Origin of the sequence: Flavobacterium sp. 22659 (assembly GCF_052044235.1) — a bacterium.
Classification (GTDB): domain Bacteria; phylum Bacteroidota; class Bacteroidia; order Flavobacteriales; family Flavobacteriaceae; genus Flavobacterium; species Flavobacterium johnsoniae.
Window position 1 is genome coordinate 1 of sequence record NZ_JBQEMU010000014.1, and the last position, 20,278, is coordinate 20,278.

Genomic DNA, 20,278 nt, shown 5'->3' on the forward strand with positions numbered 1-20,278 from the left:
TATATATCGCTCCGCTGGAGCTTGAAATCTGCGTGTACATCATTGTTATAAATATTATGCTCCTCCGAAGCATTTTTTATTGAACAATCTAATTTCAACAAAGACACATTGTTGTTGCAAATTTTCATTTTCCTGTAACTTTCTTGTAAACCTTTTTTTATATTTTAGCGATTCGAAATACACCTAAATCGCAATTCAAAAACATGAAATTCAAAATTTTACTTTTATCCGCCTTTATTTTTATCTCTTGCAAAAAAGAATCAACAAACGAAAAAACACCAGTTGCTTTAAAAGACACAGTTGTAACAGTCGAAGAAAATGAAATTATAAACGACGACTTCGATACAATTGTAATTTCTGCAAAACATAAAACAAACAAAATTCTATGCGATTTAGACGGAGATGGAAAAAACGAAACTGTTGAAATTGTTCGAAGTACAAATAACGATAAAAGCGGTCTGAGAATAATTTTTGGAAACGGAAACCGCACAGATTATTTCGGAATGGGACATAATATTCTGGGACAGGGTTTTGACGAAATTGACTGGGCCGGAGTATTCGAAAAAGCATCAAAAGGAAACATTGTATGGAACAATGTAAATGAAGACGGCGAAATTATGGGCGATGAAGAAATAAAAGAAGAAAACAAAATAAAACTTCCAAACGACGGAATCTTTATTCACGCCGACGAAAGCTGCGGAGGCGGGATTATTTACCTAAATAATGGTAAATACGATTGGGTTCAGCAGGAATAAAACTGTAAAATAACTTCCTAAATAATTTTGAATATGAAAAGTACAATAGAAATTGCTAGTCGTTTTAAAGAAATTATCCTAAACGGAACCTGGGTTGCAAACACAAATTACAAACTCCAGCTCGAAAATCTGGATTGGAGAATCGCAGTAAAACCTGTTCAAAACTTAAATACAATTGCAATTCTGGCACAGCATATTCATTATTATATTAACGGACTTAATCAGGTTTTTAAAGGTGGAACACTCGATATAAAAGACAAATTCAGTTTTGACTTTCCTCCTATTCAATCACAGGAAGAATGGAACAACTTTTTAGAAAAGTTCTGGAACGACAGTCAGGAATTTGCTTCTTTTGTTGAACAAATGCCAGATGAAAAACTCAATGAACCCTTCGTTGATGAAAAATACGGTACTTATAGAAGAAATATTGACTGTATGATCGAACACAGTTATTATCATTTAGGGCAGATTGTATTGATAAAAAAGCTATTAACGGATTAAAAAGTAAAATCCTAAATTTCTGAAACCAATAATTTCAAAACCGGTTTTTAACTCAAAAAAGTATAAATAATAGTCTCTTACAAAAATGTTTTTAAGCAGAAAAACATTAATTTATCATGCTATAAAGCACACGCAACTCAAATTATCGATTTTAAAAAACAAATACATCTTTGTAAGTATTTTTATAATAAATTAGCGGTCTAAAAACCTTTACCACTAGTTAAATTATAAAAATGAAAATCAAATCTTACTGCATCTCATTAAAAAAATTCTTACCCTTCTCCGTCTTATTTTTTCTTCTATTTTTAAACTGCAATAAAAAAGAAACTAAAACAGCCGTATCTATTTCTAAAACGCAGGCAGATTCTACATATTCGGAAGACCAAACCGATGGAGACTATACTTCTGATGAAGAACGTCAAGAACGAAAAAAATACATGGCCTTTTTAAAAGATTTTTTAAGCAGAAATGAAAGTCAGCAGTCAATTGATACTTTAAACGCCAGAGTCGAAAAGGCAATGGACATATATGCCAATGGTTATGTCTATAAAGATGAAGATTTTACATCAATTAATGATGAATTAACAAAATATGTAGAAAGCAAAAACAGTTTAAAAATAGCCGAAAGTTTTTATACCTCAGGATTATTAGAATCTTACGGATATTTTAGCTTTGCCGACGGGCATCCAATTATTGAATTTAAAAAAGGAGCCAAATTAGGAAGCACAAACTGCATTAAATACCTGGCAATCATCTATTTTGAAAGAATACTCCACAAACACAAAGCTAATTTATTGTGCGATCCGGTTTGTATGACTCATCGCGGCAGAAATTATATTGAAGAAACTCATTTGGCAAGTTTAAGCAAAAGCGATATGCTGAATTTAACATCTTCATCGGATAATTTATTATTAAAAACAATTTACGATCAACTGCAATTTAAGATGTCTGACGCAGAAATTTTAAATTATGTCATACATCTGCGTACACACAATAATCCGCTTTTTAATATTAACAATACACAAGTTTTTGATGCTCTTAATTCATTAAAAACACTTTCTAAATCAGAAGATGAAATTGCAGGTATTGATGTTTTTACAAAATTAATAGATCATAATCCTACGATAGAAATCAGTGATATAGCAGAATTATTTACTTTTAATTACCCAGCATACCAAAACGATTCGCAATTCTTATTTTGGGTTAAATTAGACCTCCAAAAAAGAGGAATAGAAACCTACGATCAATGTGTTGAAAATTATAACCTTGATCAACTTTACGGAATTGTAGATTTTGGTTCTCCGGCTATTTATAAAGGTTTACTAAAGTATTTTGTTGAAAAGGGAGATCAAAAGAGTGAAAACCTTTTAAAAGATTATGCTAAAAGCTAAAAAAGAAAATATCGTTAAAAAAAAATGTTTATGAAAAATACCATCATTTTATTACTCTCTCTTGTTCTCTTTTCAAGCTGTAAAGAAGATAAAAAAGAAGAAATTAAGCCCACAGCAAAAACTGAATCAGAAGCAATTGAAAACAAAGATTTTGTTTTAACGGTAGAAAAAATCGATTCGACACAATTTCCAAGTTCAATAAAATACGAAGGTTTTATTAAAAATGCCGTTCGATGGAAAGATAAATTGGGGGATAATATTGTGATTACAACCGAAACAGGTTATCATATAAACAAAAAATTTCAACATGAAACCGACGGTTCTGATGCCGAATTGTTTGCGTATCATTTTATAGTTTCGGGAAATGAAGCAAAACAAACCTGGAAAGTTTACGATTATATTTCTGATTGTCCGGTTGATATTGTGGCTTCGTTTGTAAAAAACACATTTCAGGTTACAGACTTAAACAAAAACGGAATTGCCGAAACATGGCTGATGTACAAAACTGTATGCCACGGAGATGTGAGTCCGTGCGACATGAAGGTTATCATGTACGAAGGAAATCAAAAATATGCCATGCGAGGCGAAAGCAAAGTTGCTGTTGGACTTCTTGACAATGGCAAAGAACAATATATAGGCGGTGAATATAAACTGGATGAAAACTTCAAAAAAGGCCCGAAAGTTTTTAAAGAGTTTGCTCAAAAATTATGGAACGATAATTTAATTGAAACCTGGGAAGATTAAAAATGGAAAAGAAATATCTAAAATACTTTAAAGATTTCATCGAAGGAAAAGATGTCGCAGCCTGGAAAATCTTTTGGAAAGAAAATTCTAAAGAACTCGAAAAAGAATTATCAAGAACAGAATTTTTAAAATTAAAATTTGAGAAAATTAGTTTTGGTGAAGAAATTTTAAAAAGAGAAAATATTTCTTTTAACTGGACTCCAAAAGGAAAGCAACAAAAAGTCTGGGCAGATCTGCATGATAGCGTTTGTGATGAAAACGGAAAACCTTTATTGTCATTTAGAAGAAAAATGTTTTCGGGAGCTTTTGGAGCCTATCTAGACAATAACCAAGCACAAAGCATTAATTTAATAAAAAAGCATATAAATGGTATTTTAAAACAGAAAGATGCTATCGAAAAATCGAATTCATTAAATGATGCTGAATTTGATGCAGAAGCTTTATTAGAAGAAGGTTATAGCAAATTTGCTTTAATTGTACTGAAAGAAATAAGCGAAATAAATACGGATGATGATTTATTGACTGCCGCCATAAATTATGCGAAATTATGTGTTATAAATAACAACCATTTATTTTAGCCCCAACAGAACCGATATTCTCGAAGATATAAATGCAAAAGCGGGAGTAAACGTTCTTATAAAAACACCTTTTTATACTCTTCAAAATATTTAAAAAAGGCATAGTTGTTGAAAGTTAAAAAAGATATATTTACACCTTCAATTAAAGAATGCCATGCAAAAAATTACCCTTTTATTTTCTATACTATTTTTAGCTCTTTCGTCATGCGGAGTTAAAACAACACAGTCGATGCTGAGTGACGGAAATTACGACGGCGCCATCGACAGAGCGGTCGAAGCACTTCGAACTAAAAAAGATTCTAAAGGAAAACAAGATTATGTTTATCTGCTGGAAGAAGCATTTGCAAAAGCCAAAGACAGAGATTTACGCAATCTTGAAATGATGACAAAAGAAGCAAATCCTGCAAATGTAGAACGTATTTACAATACATATTTACAACTTAATAATCGTCAGGAAAAAATTCGTCCTTTACTGCCTCTGCCTTTATTGAAACAAGGAAAAAACGCTTATTTTCCATTTGATAATTATTCAGATCAAATTGTAAGCAGTAGAAATGCACTTTCAAAATATTTATATGAAAATGCTTCGGCTCTTTTAAAATCTAACAACAAACTCGATTTTAGAAAAGCCTATGATGATTTTGCGTATTTGGAAAGCATCAACCCAAATTACAAAAACACTAAAAAACTGATGGACGACGCTCAGTTTAAAGGAACTGATTTTGTAGATGTTTACGCGAAAAATGAAACCGAAATGGTGATTCCGAAATTGCTTCAGGAAGATTTACTGGATTTTAAAACTTACGGATTAAACGATAAATGGACTGTTTATCATAATGCCAGACAAAAAAATATAGTGTACGATTACAGCCTGATTATCAACTTTAGGCAAATCCTCATTTCGCCGGAACAGATAAAAGAAAAGGAATTCATTAAAGAAAGACAGATAAAAGATGGTGTAAAAACACTTGTAGACAGTCGCGGAAGACCTGTAAAAGACAGTTTAGGCAAAGAAATAAAAGTTGATAATTACAGAACACTTCGTGCTAATATTTACGAATTCAGACAATTTAAATCCTGCCAGATAACAGCAAAAGTTGATTATATTGATATAAAAACAAATCAGTTAATCCAGACTTTCCCGGTAAGCAGTGAATTTGTTTTTGAAAATATATATTCGACTTACAAAGGCGATAAAAATGCATGCGAAGACAGTTATATCTCTTATTTTAATAAACGTGCTGTTCCGTTCCCTAATAATGAACAAATGGTTTATGATACGGGAGAAGACCTAAAAGCGAGACTTAAAGATATTATTGTCAAAAATAAATTTAGAAGCTAAATTAAAACTACGAAAAAGGTGCATTTTATGCACCTTTTTTGTTTCTATAAAAAATCCTCAATTAAAAAAATCATAAAAAAGAATTGCGCAACCAAAAAGTTGCTTATATTTGCAACTGATTAGTTGCGTAATTTATATTTAAAATGAAACGAGATATATTTCAGGCTATTGCCGATCCAACCCGAAGAGCGATTTTAGTTTTAATTTCAGCCAATGCATTAACTCCTAATGCCATTGCAGAACAATTTAATACTACACGTCAGGCAGTTTCAAAACATATCAAAATTTTAAATGAATGTGAATTATTAGATGAAAAAAAAGTGGGCAGAGAAATTTATTATCAGCTCAAAATCGAAAAAATGAAAGAAGTTGACCAATGGCTCGAACAATTCAAAAAAATCTGGGAAAGCCGTTTCAGCCAGCTGGATCAAGTATTAATGAATCTAAAATCTAAAGAAAATGAAATCTAACCTGTTAATGAATTTTACTGTAGACAAAGAAAATAAGACTGTAAACATCAAACGTGAATTCGACGCATCGTTATCGAATGTTTGGTCAGCCTGGACAGAACCTGAAATTTTAGATCAATGGTGGGCGCCGGCTCCGTATAAATCTAAAACCACAAGTATGGAATTTAAAGAAGGCGGAAAAAGATTGTATGCGATGGTTGGTCCTGAAGGCGAAGAACGCTGGAGTTGTTTTGAATATACTTCGATTTCTCCAAAAACAAATTTTAAACATTCTTCTACTTTTTGTGATGCCGAAGGAAAACCAAATTCTGCTTTTGCAAGTTCATACTGGGATTTAACCTTTTCAGAACAAGGCGACTTAACAGTTGTAGACATCGCCATAACACGTGACAGCTTTGAAGAAATGGAAAAATTAATCGAAATGGGTTTCAAAGAAGGAATCACAGCAACAATGCAAATTTTGGATAAAATATTTGAAGCAAGAAAATAACAGTTAAATAAAGTAGTAATGAATTTAAAATCGAGAGAATTATGAAATCAAATCTTTTAATGAATTTTACTGTAGATAAAGAAAATAATACTGTAAATGTAAAACGTGAGTTTGATGCTTCATTAGCAAACGTTTGGTCAGCATGGACAGAACCAGAAATTTTAGATCAATGGTGGGCACCGGCTCCGTGGAAATCCAAAACAAAAAGCATGGATTTTAAAGAAGGCGGACGCAGACTCTATGCCATGATAGGACCAGAAGGCGAACAACACTGGGCAATTGCCGATTTTACTTCTATCAGCTCGAAGACTAATTTTAAATATCTGGATGCATTCAGCGACAGCGAAGGAAATTTAAACACCGAATTTCCGCGTTCAGACTGGAATGTAAATTTTTCTGAACAAGACGGTTCAACCTTCGTTGATGTTGTAATAAAACACGAAAAACTATCTGATTTGGAAATGATTATTCAAATGGGCTTCAAAGAAGGTTTTACCATTGCAATGGAAGGATTAGACAAAATTTTTGCAGAAAAAGCAAAATAAATAAGTTTGAATGCTATAAAAGACGAAAGCTGCAAAAAATAAATTGTAACTTTCGTCTTTCTTTTTACAAATCATTTTTACTTCAATCAATGAACAAATTTTTAATCACACTTTTAATTTTTTCCTCTCATTTCCTTTTCAGCCAAAACAATAAATCTAAAACTACAGAAACAACTAAACCTTTTGTATTAGGCGTTATCGACGAAATTCAGTCAAAAGAATTAGGAGAAAACAGAATCCTCAACATTTATCTGCCCGAAGGCTACAACCCAAAAGATGCAGAAAAATATCCTGTAATTTATTTATTAGACGGTTCTGCCAATGAAGATTTTATTCACATTTCAGGTTTGGTGCAGTTTAATAGTTTTGAATGGATCAATCAGGTTCCAAAATCAATTGTGGTAGGTATTGCAACGGTCGACAGAAAAAGAGATTTTACTTTTGCAACAACTCTTGAAAAAGATAAAAAACGTTATCCAACAACCGGACATTCTGATAAATTTATTGCTTTTATCGAAAAAGAATTACAGCCTTTTATTGATAAAAAATACAAAACAACTGAATCAAAAATGATTATAGGACAGTCGCTTGGCGGATTATTAAGTTCTGAAATACTGCTTAAAAAACCATCGCTTTTTAACAAATATGTTATTGTAAGCCCAAGTATATGGTGGGATAATGGTTCTATACTGAATATAGATTCACAAATTCTTCAGGAAAATTTTAAACAGCCAACAGAGATTTATATCGCAGTGGGCAAAGAAGGATTAACTCCAACCGAAATTCCAAGAGTTATGGAAGTCGATGCCAATTTATTAGCCGAGAAAATACAGGCTTCTAAAAGCAAAAACATTAAAGTCTTTTTTGATTATTTTCCTAATGAAAACCACGGAACAATCCTGCATTTGGCCGTTTTTAATTCTTTTAAATTCTTTTATCCTCAAACAAAAGAATAAAGGGGATTTTAGAAGTATTCTAAAAAATTGTAATTTTATAATCTATTGATTCATAATTTCTTATCATGACACCAAATAAACAAACTGTAAACGAATATATGGCTGCTTTTATGGTAAGCGATCATGCAAGAATTCTTGCCTGTCTTACTGATGATGTTGTTTGGGAAATGCCCGGAATTTATCAGCATGTGGGCAAAGAAGCTTTTGACAAAGAAATTGAAAATGACAATTTTGTTGGAAGTCCAACAATTCAGATTATTAAATTAATTGAAGAAAATAATATTGTAATTGCCGAAGGTGCAGTTCAGGGAAACATGAAAAACGGCGGCAAACTGGATGCCGTTTTTTGTGATGTTTTTGAAATGGAAAACGGAAAAATCAAAAAGCTTACCTCCTATTTAATGTCAAAAAATGCCAATTTAAAATTTGAGTAATCTGACATTTAAATCTTAAAAAATATTTTTTATATCTTTGCATCACTAAATAAACCGCACAAACTCTATGTGAATAAAAATTTCTTTCGGACAATTTTAAGGTAAGCTGAAAATCGGCTTACATATTTGTTTATCTCCTAAAGAAAGAAATCATGGTTATTTTACAGAATATCTCATACCTTCATTCAAACAAAGATTTGTTGTTTGATAAAATTACTTTTACAGTTAACCATCACGAAAAAATTGCTTTAATTGGCAATAATGGCGTTGGAAAATCAACTTTATTAAAAATTATTGCAGGCGAATTACAACCTGCCGACGGAATATTAAAAACCGATTCTAAACCTTATTATCTGCCGCAGATATTCGGGCAATTTAATCATCTTACAATTGCTCAGGCTTTGCAGATTGAAGATAAACTGAATGCTCTTCAGGAAATTCTTAACGGAAATGTTTCCGAAGAAAACCTCAACACTTTAAACGACGACTGGACAATTGAAGATCGTTGCAATGAAGCATTACAATATTGGCAATTACAGGATTTAAATTTAAACCAAAAATTGGAAACACTGAGCGGCGGACAAAAAACAAAAGTTTTTCTGGCCGGAATTTCAATTCACGAACCTGAACTTGTTTTGCTTGATGAACCGAGTAATCATTTGGATATTTCGGGCAGAGAATTATTGTACAATTTTATAAAAAGCACTTCTTCAATTTTAATTGTTGTGAGCCACGATCGAAAACTGCTTAATTTACTGAATCCGGTTTTTGAATTATCGAAACATGGAATTACAGTTTACGGCGGTAATTATGATTTTTATGCCGAACAAAAACTAATCGAAAATAATGCTTTAAGTCAGGATATTCAGAGCAAAGAAAAGGCTTTGCGCAAAGCGAAAGAAAAAGAACGCGAAACTCTTGAACGTCAAAACAAACTCGATTCTCGCGGTGAAAAGAAACAAAAAAAAGCCGGGGTTTCCAGAATTATGATGAATACTTTACGCAATAATGCTGAAAACAGCACGGCAAAAACGAAAGGCGTTCATGCTGAAAAAATTGGCGGAATCTCAAAAGATTTACAAGAATTGCGATCGTCTTTACCAGATATTGATCAAATGAAATTTGGTTTTGACAAAACGAATTTACATAAAGGAAAAACACTTTTTACAGCCACTGAAATTAATCACAGTTACGAAAATCAGTCTTTATGGAAAAAACCGCTTAGTTTTCAAATTCTGAGTGGTCAGCGTTTAGCACTAAAAGGTTTAAACGGTTCTGGAAAAACGACACTAATTAAAATTATCATGGGCGAATTGAGGCCCAAGGCTGGAACTTTTCAAAAAGCAGATTCTAAGATTATTTATATCGATCAGGATTATTCGCTTATAGAAAACGAAATTACAGTTTATGAGCAGGCTCAGAAATTTAATTCATCAGGTTTACAGGAACATGATGTAAAAATGAAACTCAACAAGTTTTTGTTTTCGCAAAATGACTGGAATAAACCTTGTGCAGCTTTAAGCGGAGGAGAAAAAATGCGTTTAATGCTTTGTTGTTTAACAATTAACAATCAAGCTCCTGATATTATCATTTTAGATGAACCTACAAACAATCTTGATATTCAAAATATCGAAATCCTGACCGCTGCAATTAATGAATATACAGAAACTTTAATTGTGGTTTCGCATGATGTTCATTTTTTGGAAGAGATAAAAATTGAAGATTTTATTGAACTGAATTAAAAGTGCTGCTTGCCATTCCCGCTAACTTTGTCAAAGTTCTAAACTTTGACAAAGTTATTTTCTAATGCATCGAATCTAAAATCTGAATTCTAAAATCTAAAATTAATTTATCCCAGCCATCCCTCACGATCCAGACTTCGATATTGAATTGCTTCGGCGATATGCTGCGAAATTATATTTTCTGAATTGTCTAGATCGGCAATTGTGCGTGCTACTTTCAGAATTCTGTCATAAGCTCGGGCAGAAAGATTTAAACGTTCCATTGCGTTTTTAAGCAGTTCTTTTGACTGCTCGTCTAATGCACAAAACTCACGGATTAGTTTACTGCTCATTTGTGCATTGTAATGGATATTTTCTACATCGGCAAAACGTTTAGTTTGAATTTCACGCGCTGCAGTTACACGTTTACGAATTTCTGCACTGCTTTCGGCTTTTCGGTCGTCTGCTAATTTATCAAACGGAACAGGCGTAACTTCAATATGAATGTCAATTCGGTCTAAAAGCGGACCGGAAATTTTACTCATATAACGCTGCATTTCGTGCGGAGAAGAAGTATTTGGCATACTTGGATCATTAAAAAATCCACTCGGACTCGGATTCATACTTGCCACCAGCATAAACGATGACGGATACGTCACCGTAAATTTTGCTCTGGAAATAGTTACTTCACGGTCTTCTAACGGCTGTCGCATTACTTCTAAAACATCTCTTTTAAATTCCGGAAGTTCATCCAAAAACAAAACACCGTTATGTGCCATCGAAATTTCTCCTGGCTGCGGATAACTTCCTCCTCCAACCAATGCGACATTTGAAATTGTATGATGCGGACTTCTAAATGGTCTTTGATTCATCAACCCAACTTCTTTTAGTTTTCCGGCTACACTATGAATTTTAGTGGTTTCAAGCGCTTCACGTAATGTCATAGGCGGTAAAATACTCGGAACTCGTTTTGCGAGCATTGTTTTACCTGCTCCGGGCGGGCCAATTAAAATAATATTGTGTCCTCCGGCTGCAGCAATTTCCATACAGCGTTTTATACTTTCTTGTCCGCGAACGTCAGAGAAATCAAATTCAGGAAAATCCAGAGTTTTGTAAAATTCAGCTCTGGTGTCAATTACCGTTGGCTGAAGAGTTCCTTTTCCGGCAAAAAAATCAATTATTTCCTGTAAATTAGAAACTCCGTAAACATCTAAATCAGATACAATTGCTGCTTCTTTCACATTTTGAATCGGCAGGAAAAAACCTTTATAACCTTCCTCTTTTGCTTTTATGGCAATAGGTAAAGCACCTCGAATAGGCTGTAAACTTCCGTCAAGAGAAAGTTCACCCATAATAATATACTGTTCGATTTCGGGTGCTTTTATCTGGTCAGAACCCACTAAAATTCCCATTGCCAGTGGTAAATCATACGCAGAACCTTCTTTTCGAAGATCGGCAGGCGCCATATTTATAGTGATTTTTTTTCCGGGAAAACTTAATCCGTTATTTTTTAAAGCTGCTGCAATTCTATAACTGCTTTCTTTTATGGCATTATCGGGAAGTCCAACTAAATGATAACCAATCCCTTTATCCATATGAACTTCAATCGTAATGGTTGTGGCCTCAACTCCAAAAACGGCACTTCCGTAAACTTTTACTAACATAAAAACTCATCTATTATTAAAGAGTAAAAGTATTACAATTAGAAATAAATCTAATTATATTTGTAAATATTTTATTACTTTTATTTTTTGCAAAAATAGATTTTTAACTTAGATAATATATTTAAATTTACTTTTCTTTTAAAATCAACTGGCAATGGATGAAGTAGAAAAAATAAAAAATGTACTGGCAAAAAATGCGACTGAATTTATAGCTGGCGGGTTCAAGCCAACTAATTCAATTACTGAAAGCTGGATTGGAAAAGTTTATTTATATAATGAAAACGAACAAATTCCATTAGATCAAAAAGGGAACTTAATGCTTCCTTTATTTCAATTATATTTCGATCAGTTTCCTTTTGTACCCGACATTTTAAAAGAAACTAAAATTATTACTGTTTTTATATCTCAGGATTTCCCAATGGATTTAACGCCTAACGGAAATAATTGGGTTTTGCGCGAATACAAAAACACAGATAAAATTGTTATAAAAGATTTACAAAATGATGCATCATTTATAAAGGCTTTTCCTTTATCTAATAAATTAATTGAAGAAGATTATCCGGTTTGGGAAGATGCTTCTGGGATTTCAGATGAAATCACAGACAAAATACTGGAACTGGAAGACTCTGGCACTATTGGCTCTTATTATGATTTTTTTGAAAACAGTAATGGTCATAAAATTGGAGGATATGCAAGCTATCGTCAGTCAGGAGTTGATTTTGGCGAAGATTATGAATTTGTATTTCAAATTTCTTCTGATAAAAAAGCAAACTTAAATATTATTGACAGTGGTAACTTCTATTTTGCTAAAAATAGAAAAACTGGTGAATGGAGGTATTATATTGATTTTTATTGATTATGATTTATTCTTAACTTCTTCCACTATCTCACTCAAATCCAAACTATTTTGATGCGACCAAAGTTTACTTTCAATTTCATTATTCAAAATACAATTTTGGCATTCGATTATTTCATGTGAATATCCTTTTCCTAAAGCAGGTAAAGTAAATGTAGCTTCTTTTTCCTCATTTATAAATAAAGAATAACCATCAGCAATAAACCACGGAGCATTTAATTCTATTCTTCCTTTTGTTCCAGAAATAACCGCTTTCATATCAGATTCTGAAACAATAGAAGCATGCAAAACTGATTGTGCCGATTCGTATTGTAATATCATAGAAGTCTGCAGATCGATATCATTTTTATGTTTGACTGCTTTTGCTGCAATCTCTTTTGGTTTTCCTAATAGTATATAAGACAGAAATAAAGGATAAACACCAATATCAAATAATGCGCCGCCACCTAATTGTTTGTCAAAAAGCCTTTTGTTTTCTGTTTCACTTCCGTGAAAAGCAAAATCAGCTTTTATATAGTTTACGTTTCCAATAATTCCGTTATTAATTTTCTGCAAAACATCCTGAACCGATGGAATAAACCTGGTCCAAAAAGCTTCCATAAAAAACTTATTGTGTTTTCTCGAAGCTTCGATCATTCTTTGCGCATCTTGAAAAGATAACGACATTGGTTTTTCGCAAAGCACATGTTTTCCTTTCTCTAAGGCTTTTATTGTCAATTCGGCGTGCGAATTATGAGGAGTTGCAATGTAAACGATTTCAATTTCTGAATCTTCAAAAAGCAGCTCATACGAATTATACATTCTTGATGCATTAAACTTTTCTCCAAACTGCTCTGCTTTAGTAAGATCTCTGGAAGCAACAGCTGTCAGTTCAGCATTTTCAACCAATAACAAATCTGATGCAAACTGATGTGCAATATTTCCAAGCCCTACAATTCCCCATTTAATTTTTCTATTTTCCATCCTTAAATTATAATCATCAAAATTGTTAAAAAGATTAAAAAAACTTCTTCGTTACAAAACTTAAGATGTTTTTAAACAACAAATATCTATTATCCTACAAAAAATAGCAATCAATTACCCCAAAAATTATCAAAAATGACAGTAAGTGAAAAAAAATTGCTGCCAAAATGTAAATTTTAAGTTTGTTTTAAGAAATTCACGCAAAATCATAGGGGTTAAATTTTAAATTTAACAAAAATTAAACAACTACCCCTATTTTTTTATGGGGTATTAAATGATTTTATACTTTTATCAAAAATTTTAAAACTAAATAACTATGCGAAAAATTATTTTAAGTGTGATTCTTATCACTATTTTGGTACTAACCTTTATATCAAATTTCATCATTGCCGATAACCCAATTCCGGCTGAAGCTGTAAAATTTGATACAGGAGATACAGCTTGGATGATCGTTGCAACTGCTTTTGTTTTGTTAATGACCCCAGGATTAGGATTTTTCTACGGAGGTATGGTAGGTAAGAAAAACGTAATTAGTACTATGCTTCAAAGTTTTATGGCAATGGTAATTGTTACTATCTTATGGACTGTTGTTGCTTTTGGACTTGCTTTTGGACCTACTATTGGAGGAATTATAGGAAATCCAACTTATAATTTATTCTTTGAAGGAGTTGGAACTAACACTGCATGGAGCCTTGCACCAACTATTCCATTTATATTATTCGCATTATTTCAGGCAAAATTCGCTATCATTACTCCTGCTTTAATTACAGGTGCTTTTGCAGAACGTGTACGTTTCTGGGCTTATTTGTTATTCATGGTTTTATTTATCTTATTCATATACACACCACTTGCTCACATGACCTGGCATCCTGATGGAGTTTTCTTTAAAATGGGAGTATTAGACTTCGCCGGAGGTACAGTAGTACACATGAGTGCTGGATGGGCTGCATTGGCTGGAGCTATTTTCTTAGGAAAAAGAAAAATTCAAAAAGTTAACCCTGCAAGAATTACTTATGTATTATTAGGAACTGGTTTACTTTGGTTTGGATGGTTTGGTTTCAACGCCGGATCTGCATTAGGAGCAAATGGTCTTGCAGCTCAAGCTTTAGGAACAACTACAGTTGCTGCTGCCGCTGCTGCAATGGCTTGGGTTTTCCTTGATAAAATTTTAGGACACAAACTTTCTGCTCTTGGAGCTTGTATTGGTGCAGTTGTAGGTCTTGTTGCTATTACGCCTGCTGCTGGTTTCGTAAGCATTTCTCACGCAATCTTCATTGGTTTATTCTCTGCAATTGTGAGTAACCTTGTAGTTAGTAAATTCCCTAAAGGAAAAATCGACGATGCTCTTGATGTATTTGCTTGTCACGGTGTTGGTGGTATGGTAGGTATGTTATTAACTGGAGTTTTTGCTTCAAAAGCTATCAACCCTGCCGTTGGTGACAATCAAGGTTTAATCTTCGGAACTCCAACTTTATTCATCAACCAGTTAACTGCTTTAGTTGCTGTTTCAATCTTCGCTTTTGTTGGTTCTTACATTTTATTCTTTGTAGTAAATAAAATTACTCCTCTAAGAGTTACTGAAGAAAAAGAAGAGTTAGGATTAGATATTTCTCAACACGGTGAGTTCTTATAAGAATTAATTTTCCCCTTTTTCCCTTAAATAAAAAAGCACTCTAAGATAAATTTAGAGTGCTTTTTGCTTTGAATTAAATCCCTTTTATATTGTAGATTTTAGTCCCGAAGCTTCGGGATAAATTTTAGATTTTTAACTATAATCTTAATTCTTAATTCTTAATTCTTAATTCTTAATTCTTAAATAATTATTTAAAGTTAGAAATTCCTTCTTTCAGCCAATGTAAATATTCATCGGCACTTACATAACTTATTGTCGGTTTAGAAGTATTTAAATTGTTTCCTTCTAAATCTGTAATCACATATAAAGGCTGTGTATTGGTTTTGTATTTAGAAATCATGAAATCTGTCCATTTATCTCCAACTGTAATGATTTTATCTCCGGATTTCGTAACAAATTGTTCTTCTTTTGGCAATTCACGTTTGTCATCTACATAAAGCGAAATCAAAACCACATCATTTTTTAGAATTGGAAGAATTGTTGGTTCTGACCAAACATTGTTTTCCATTTTTCTACAGTTTACACAAGCATAACCTGTGAAATCGAGCATAATTGGCTTTTTAATTTCTTTTGCATAAGCTAATCCATCTTCATAATCATGAAAAACCATAATACCATGCGGACCTAATTCTGCACCTTCAGGAAGTCCTTTTATTGATTCTGAAGAAACAGCTCCGTTACCAGAACCTCCTACTCCAAAAGGACTTTCGCTATATTGTGGCGGTGGTGGAAATGCGCTGATTAATTTTAACGGTGCTCCCCAAAGTCCAGGAATTAAATACATTGTAAACACTAAAGTAAGTAATCCTAAATACAATCTTCCAACCGAAATATGGTGCGTTGGACTATCATGAGGCAAAGTTATTTTTCCGAATAAATATAAAGTCAAAGCTCCAAAAATTGCAATCCAGATTGCGATGAAAACTTCTCTTTCTAAGAAATGTAATTGAAGAACTAAATCAGCATTTGATAAAAATTTAAATGCTAAAGCTAATTCTAAAAACCCTAAAACTACCTTTACGGTGTTTAACCATCCGCCAGATTTTGGCAGTGAATTTAACCAGCCCGGGAACATAGCAAATAACATAAATGGAAGCGCTAATGCCGATGAAAAACCAAGCATTCCAACTACGGGAGCAATTCCTCCGTTTGAAGCTGCTTCAACCAATAAAGTCCCCACAATTGGTCCTGTACAAGAGAATGATACAATTGCCAAAGCCAAAGCCATGAATAATATCCCGATCAACCCGCCTTTATCTGCCTGTTGATCTGCTTTATTTGCCCATGAATTTGGAAGCATAATTTCGAAAGCACCCAAAAATGAAGTAGCAAAAATGATTAAGATTACAAAGAAAATCAGGTTAAACCAAACATCTGTAGACAAAGCATTCAAGGCATCGGCACCAAATATTTTAGTTACTATAAGTCCTAAAATCACATAAATTGCAATAATAGAAAGTCCATAAATAATAGCATTTCTAATCCCTTTTGCACGACTTTTACTTTGTTTCGTAAAGAAACTAACCGTCATAGGAATCATTGGAAAAACGCAAGGTGTTAACAAAGCTGCAAATCCAGATAAAAATGCAATAAAAAAGATTGACCATAAACTTCTTGCTGGTGCAGGAGCCGGAATATCTTCTTTAGCTTCATTTTCAGCTTTTACAGTTTGATCTTCAGCTGCAGCTGTTTCTTTTTTAATAGTATCAACTGCTAAACCAGCCGTTTTTGTTTCATCTAATTTTGCTTCTGATACAACAGGAAGGGCTTCATCTATTTTGAAAGTTGAAGGAACAGCAATCGAGAATTTCTTGCTTGAATTGATACAAACTTCTTTACAAACCTGAAAATCAAAATCTACATCTACTGTTTTTAAATTCGGATTAATGATTTTTATTTCTTGTTCAATATGTGCTTTTCCTTCAAAAAAAGTTTCATCTACTCCAAAAACGTCATTATAAGCCGTTCTTGTTTTGCCTTCTTTTGCTTTTCCAACTAATTCGTAGTTCCCTTTTTGGTTTTTAAAAGAAATTTCAAGTGCAAGAGGTCCGCCGTCTGGTGTAAACTGCGAATACATGTGCCAGTCTTTTTCGATTGTTCCATCAAAAATTAATACGGCATTGTTTCCTTTTTTTTCAATTTTAGAAGTCCATTTTACAGGCTCTAAAATTTGAGCATTTCCTGCCAAAGTAAAAAAGAACAGCAGTAAAAAGGCGGTTATTTTATTCCAGATACTTCTTGAAAGTATCGCTCGATGATTTTGATTAAAGTTCATTATTGCAATTCTATTTTAAGTATTTTATTTGTGGTATTTTTTATTTTAAAACGTTCGTCCTGTCTAATTCCAACAATCCAGACTATTTGATCATCAGAAGACAAAATCCATGTTTTTTCTTTTTCGATCAGGGACATTTTTTCGTCTTTAAAAAGTTTGCTTACTTTTTTAGACTTACCATTCATTCCAAAAGGCTGAAAAACATCGCCTTCATTCCATTTACGTAATTTCAAAGGAAACTGGATTTTTTCAGCGTCGACAAATATAGTTCTATTTGAACCGAATGTTGTGTGACCTACGTTACAAAGTGTCATTTTTAAGGGAAAATTAACTTCTGTATCGTTTTCATAAATTTCAAATTCTTCTTTTTCTGATGTTTCTGAAATTGGAGTCAAAATCAAAATTTCGCGATTTTTCAGCAGTCTGAATTCATCTGAAAAAACTTGTTTCCCGGATTGTCCTTCAACCAAATCATAAATATCTTTCCATGCCGAAAAACCAAATTCATTCAGCCATTGATACAAATACGATTTATAATTTGGAAGTTTTTTAAGCTGGTTTAAATCAAAATGAATGTCGTCTCCGGCTTCTTTCGCAACTTGCTGATAAATCACAATCGAAGCATCTTCTACCATTTCTTTTGATTCCTGCAGAAAAGATTGTGTTTTTTGAAAAGCATCCAAAAAATTAGGATTGATTTGTTTTAAAACCGGAACCAAATCATGACGAATTTTATTTCGAACATATTTAGTCGAAGCATTACTGCTGTCTTCACGCCATTCTATATTATTTTCCTGAGCGTATTTTAAAATTTCTTCTCTTGAAAATGAAAGTAATGGACGAATAATTTTATCGTTTTGTTCCGGAATTCCGGTTAAGCCGTCTAATCCGGTTCCGCGGGTTAAATTGATGATAAAAGTTTCCAGATTATCATCGGCATGATGGGCTGTTAAGAGATAATCGAAGTGTTTTTCTTCTAAAAGCTCATAAAACCAACTGTATCGAAGTTCTCTTGCCGCAACTTGTATCGAAAGCTTATAATCTTCTGCAAACGCCTGAGTATCAAATTGAGTAGTAAAAATTTTGATATTGTTTTTATCACAATAGTTTTGAATAAATTCCTGATCGCCAAAACTTTCCAATCCCCTAAGTTGAAAATTACAATGCAAAACAGCAATTTCATAGTTTAACTGCTTAAACAAATGCAGTAAAACCATACTGTCTAATCCTCCGCTTACAGCCAGAAAAAGCTTTTTCTGTTTTAAGAAAGGAAATTTGGATACGATATGATTTTGAAATTTTGAAAGCATTCGATAAAAGTAAAAAATTAAATTCGATCTATTTTTAAATGAAATGTTAAGCGGATTTTTTCTGCCGCGAATTGCACAAATTTTCACGAATTTTTCCCTTTAAAATACAGGCAATAAAATTAGCCGCAGATTAAATGATTAAAAAATCTGTGTAAATCTTTTTAATCTGTGCAAAAAAGTAATTTTTGCAAATTCGTGCCATTAGCAGCGAAAAAAATTATCGCAAAACTTCGTGCATTGCTCTGGCTTTCAGCAAACATTCTTCGTATTCTTTTTCAGGGATCGACTTAGATGTTATAGCGCTTCCTACTGAAAACGAAACATATTGTTTTTCCTGATTGTATAATATGCTTCTAATTACCACATTAAAATCAAAATCGCCTTCCGGCGTAAAATATCCTACAGCACCACTGTAAAGTCCGCGTTTAGTTTCTTCCAGATTTTCGATGATTTTCATTACCGAAATTTTTGGTGCTCCAGTCATGCTTCCCATTGGAAAAGTAGATTTTAAAACATCTACAGCCGAATATTGTTTGTCTAATTTTGAAACAACGGTCGAAATCATTTGATGCACCTGCAGAAATGAATAAATACCGCAGAGTTCTTTTACCTCAACCGAACCTTTTTGAGCTGTATGCGAAAGATCATTACGTACTAAATCAGTTATCATAATATTCTCTGCACGTTCTTTTTCATCTGAAGCCAGCATGGCTTTTGATTTTTTGTCTTCTACAGGATCTGCAGCTCTTTTTGAAGTTCCTTTTATGGGCTGGGAAATAATAGTTTCTCCAACTTTTTTTAAATAGCGTTCCGGAGATGCCGAAAGCAGAAAATGTTTATGATTTTTAAAGAAAACCGAAAATGGCGCCTGCGAAATTTCATTTAGTTTTCTGAATTTTTCCTGAGGATCTATAACAACATTTTCAGCATAAAATTCCATACAGAAATTGGCTTCATACATATCACCAATATGAATATGATGAAGCATTTGGTTTACTTTTTCTACGTATAAATCTTTTGAAATACGCTGTTGAATTTTTAAAGATGCAGAACTTTCAGCTTTTGACTTTTGACTTCCGACTATCTCATTAAAATCATCTTCTAATTCATCATCACAAAAAAGCAGATATTGTATTTCCAGTTCATTTCCTTTAAGCAGAAATACTTTTTTGGGCTGAAAGAAAAACAAATCCGGAAATTCTAATCCGTCAAAATTGTTGGATTTTAAATCTTCAATATCATTTTTTAAGTCATACGACAGATAACCAAACAACCAGTCCTTAGTGGTTTGCTGGTATTGTTTTAAATCTTCGAATGCATTATGAAAATCAGTTTTAATTGATGTAAAAGCATCAACAGCAAGAATACAGTCAAAACTTGAATATTGTTCAGGATAGCCGTTACCTTCCAGAAAAACAACCTCTCGAAACTGCTGTGACCAGCTTAATAGCTGTTGTTTAAAATCAAAAGGATTTGAAATATGTTTATGAATAGAAACTCTCAAAAATGATATTTTTTAAACTTCAAAATTACAACAAAAAAAATCCTTCAATAAAAAGAATATCTTAAAATTATTGGCACGCTTTTTAGTATATCGTTTTTGAATCGATTCATAAAATATTTTACACAATTAGAAACCTTTAACCAACA

19 protein-coding genes are annotated in these 20,278 nt (G+C 32.8%); 14 read left to right on the plus strand and 5 right to left on the minus strand.

The genetic code is table 11. The features are described 5' to 3' along the window. The first annotated feature begins 203 nt into the window (after positions 1–203). The 12 genes from ACTJIW_RS14515 to abc-f all read left to right on the plus strand — a co-directional run bounded on the left by ACTJIW_RS14515 (position 204) and on the right by abc-f (position 9,948). On the plus strand, positions 204–755 hold the full coding sequence (locus ACTJIW_RS14515; RefSeq protein WP_440714828.1) for a hypothetical protein: 552 nt from the start codon (positions 204–206) through the stop codon (positions 753–755). A 33-nt stretch (positions 756–788) separates the two neighbouring features. Continuing rightward, positions 789–1,256 carry a DUF1572 domain-containing protein gene (locus ACTJIW_RS14520; RefSeq protein ID WP_440714827.1) on the plus strand — a complete coding sequence of 156 codons (468 nt, stop codon included), beginning with the start codon at positions 789–791 and terminating at the stop codon, positions 1,254–1,256. A gap of 233 nt (positions 1,257–1,489) precedes the next feature. Further along, complete coding sequence (locus ACTJIW_RS14525; protein ID WP_440714826.1) at positions 1,490–2,647, plus strand: hypothetical protein; 1,158 nt, start codon at positions 1,490–1,492, stop codon at positions 2,645–2,647. Between the two features lie 30 nt (positions 2,648–2,677). Beyond that, the gene (locus ACTJIW_RS14530; RefSeq protein WP_440714825.1) at positions 2,678–3,391 is read left to right on the plus strand and encodes a M949_RS01915 family surface polysaccharide biosynthesis protein; all 714 of its coding nucleotides are present in this window, start codon (positions 2,678–2,680) and stop codon (positions 3,389–3,391) included. Positions 3,392–3,393: 2 nt separating this feature from the next. After that, positions 3,394–3,969 (plus strand): hypothetical protein, encoded by a 576-nt coding sequence (locus ACTJIW_RS14535; protein WP_440714824.1) that lies wholly within the window; start codon positions 3,394–3,396, stop codon positions 3,967–3,969. Positions 3,970–4,123: 154 nt separating this feature from the next. Continuing rightward, a complete protein-coding gene (locus ACTJIW_RS14540; RefSeq protein WP_440714823.1) occupies positions 4,124–5,311 on the plus strand; it encodes a hypothetical protein in 1,188 nt (395 codons plus the stop codon). Positions 5,312–5,454: 143 nt separating this feature from the next. Next, complete coding sequence (locus ACTJIW_RS14545; RefSeq protein ID WP_012024216.1) at positions 5,455–5,781, plus strand: ArsR/SmtB family transcription factor; 327 nt, start codon at positions 5,455–5,457, stop codon at positions 5,779–5,781. Next, positions 5,771–6,271: an SRPBCC family protein gene (locus tag ACTJIW_RS14550; RefSeq protein ID WP_440714822.1), complete on the plus strand. Its 501-nt coding sequence runs from the start codon at positions 5,771–5,773 to the stop codon at positions 6,269–6,271. Before ACTJIW_RS14545 ends, ACTJIW_RS14550 begins: the two co-directional genes overlap by 11 nt. Before the next feature lie 41 nt (positions 6,272–6,312). Next, on the plus strand, positions 6,313–6,816 hold the full coding sequence (locus ACTJIW_RS14555) for an SRPBCC family protein (protein ID WP_440714821.1): 504 nt from the start codon (positions 6,313–6,315) through the stop codon (positions 6,814–6,816). An 89-nt stretch (positions 6,817–6,905) separates the two neighbouring features. Next, positions 6,906–7,772 carry an alpha/beta hydrolase gene (locus ACTJIW_RS14560; protein WP_440714820.1) on the plus strand — a complete coding sequence of 289 codons (867 nt, stop codon included), beginning with the start codon at positions 6,906–6,908 and terminating at the stop codon, positions 7,770–7,772. Positions 7,773–7,837: 65 nt separating this feature from the next. Further along, positions 7,838–8,206: a nuclear transport factor 2 family protein gene (locus ACTJIW_RS14565; protein ID WP_012024212.1), complete on the plus strand. Its 369-nt coding sequence runs from the start codon at positions 7,838–7,840 to the stop codon at positions 8,204–8,206. A gap of 152 nt (positions 8,207–8,358) precedes the next feature. Continuing rightward, the gene (gene abc-f / locus ACTJIW_RS14570) at positions 8,359–9,948 is read left to right on the plus strand and encodes a ribosomal protection-like ABC-F family protein (RefSeq protein ID WP_440714819.1); all 1,590 of its coding nucleotides are present in this window, start codon (positions 8,359–8,361) and stop codon (positions 9,946–9,948) included. Between the two features lie 107 nt (positions 9,949–10,055). Here the strand turns inward: abc-f and ACTJIW_RS14575 are convergent, their stop codons facing one another. Beyond that, complete coding sequence (locus ACTJIW_RS14575; protein WP_073409878.1) at positions 10,056–11,591, minus strand: YifB family Mg chelatase-like AAA ATPase; 1,536 nt, start codon at positions 11,589–11,591, stop codon at positions 10,056–10,058. 154 nt (positions 11,592–11,745) lie between these two features. On the opposite strand from ACTJIW_RS14575, the gene ACTJIW_RS14580 reads away from it, so the two are divergent. Then, complete coding sequence (locus ACTJIW_RS14580; protein WP_440714818.1) at positions 11,746–12,447, plus strand: DUF1963 domain-containing protein; 702 nt, start codon at positions 11,746–11,748, stop codon at positions 12,445–12,447. On the opposite strand, the gene ACTJIW_RS14585 is transcribed toward ACTJIW_RS14580, so the two are convergent. Then, the gene (locus tag ACTJIW_RS14585; RefSeq protein WP_440714817.1) at positions 12,448–13,410 is read right to left on the minus strand and encodes a Gfo/Idh/MocA family protein; all 963 of its coding nucleotides are present in this window, start codon (positions 13,408–13,410) and stop codon (positions 12,448–12,450) included. Positions 13,411–13,726: 316 nt separating this feature from the next. On the opposite strand from ACTJIW_RS14585, the gene ACTJIW_RS14590 reads away from it, so the two are divergent. Further along, positions 13,727–15,043, plus strand: coding sequence for an ammonium transporter (locus ACTJIW_RS14590; RefSeq protein ID WP_073409881.1), 1,317 nt, complete (start codon positions 13,727–13,729; stop codon positions 15,041–15,043). A gap of 187 nt (positions 15,044–15,230) precedes the next feature. Here ACTJIW_RS14590 and ACTJIW_RS14595 read toward each other — a convergent pair whose 3' ends face one another. The 3 genes from ACTJIW_RS14595 to ACTJIW_RS14605 form a co-directional block, all read right to left on the minus strand. Continuing rightward, a complete protein-coding gene (locus ACTJIW_RS14595) occupies positions 15,231–17,318 on the minus strand; it encodes a cytochrome c biogenesis protein CcdA (protein ID WP_440714816.1) in 2,088 nt (695 codons plus the stop codon). Continuing rightward, a complete protein-coding gene (gene tilS / locus ACTJIW_RS14600) occupies positions 17,318–18,628 on the minus strand; it encodes a tRNA lysidine(34) synthetase TilS (protein ID WP_440714815.1) in 1,311 nt (436 codons plus the stop codon). The genes ACTJIW_RS14595 and tilS overlap by 1 nt, the downstream gene beginning before the upstream one ends. A 217-nt stretch (positions 18,629–18,845) precedes the next feature. Next, complete coding sequence (locus tag ACTJIW_RS14605; protein WP_440714814.1) at positions 18,846–20,132, minus strand: anthranilate synthase component I family protein; 1,287 nt, start codon at positions 20,130–20,132, stop codon at positions 18,846–18,848. Positions 20,133–20,278 lie beyond the last annotated feature (146 nt).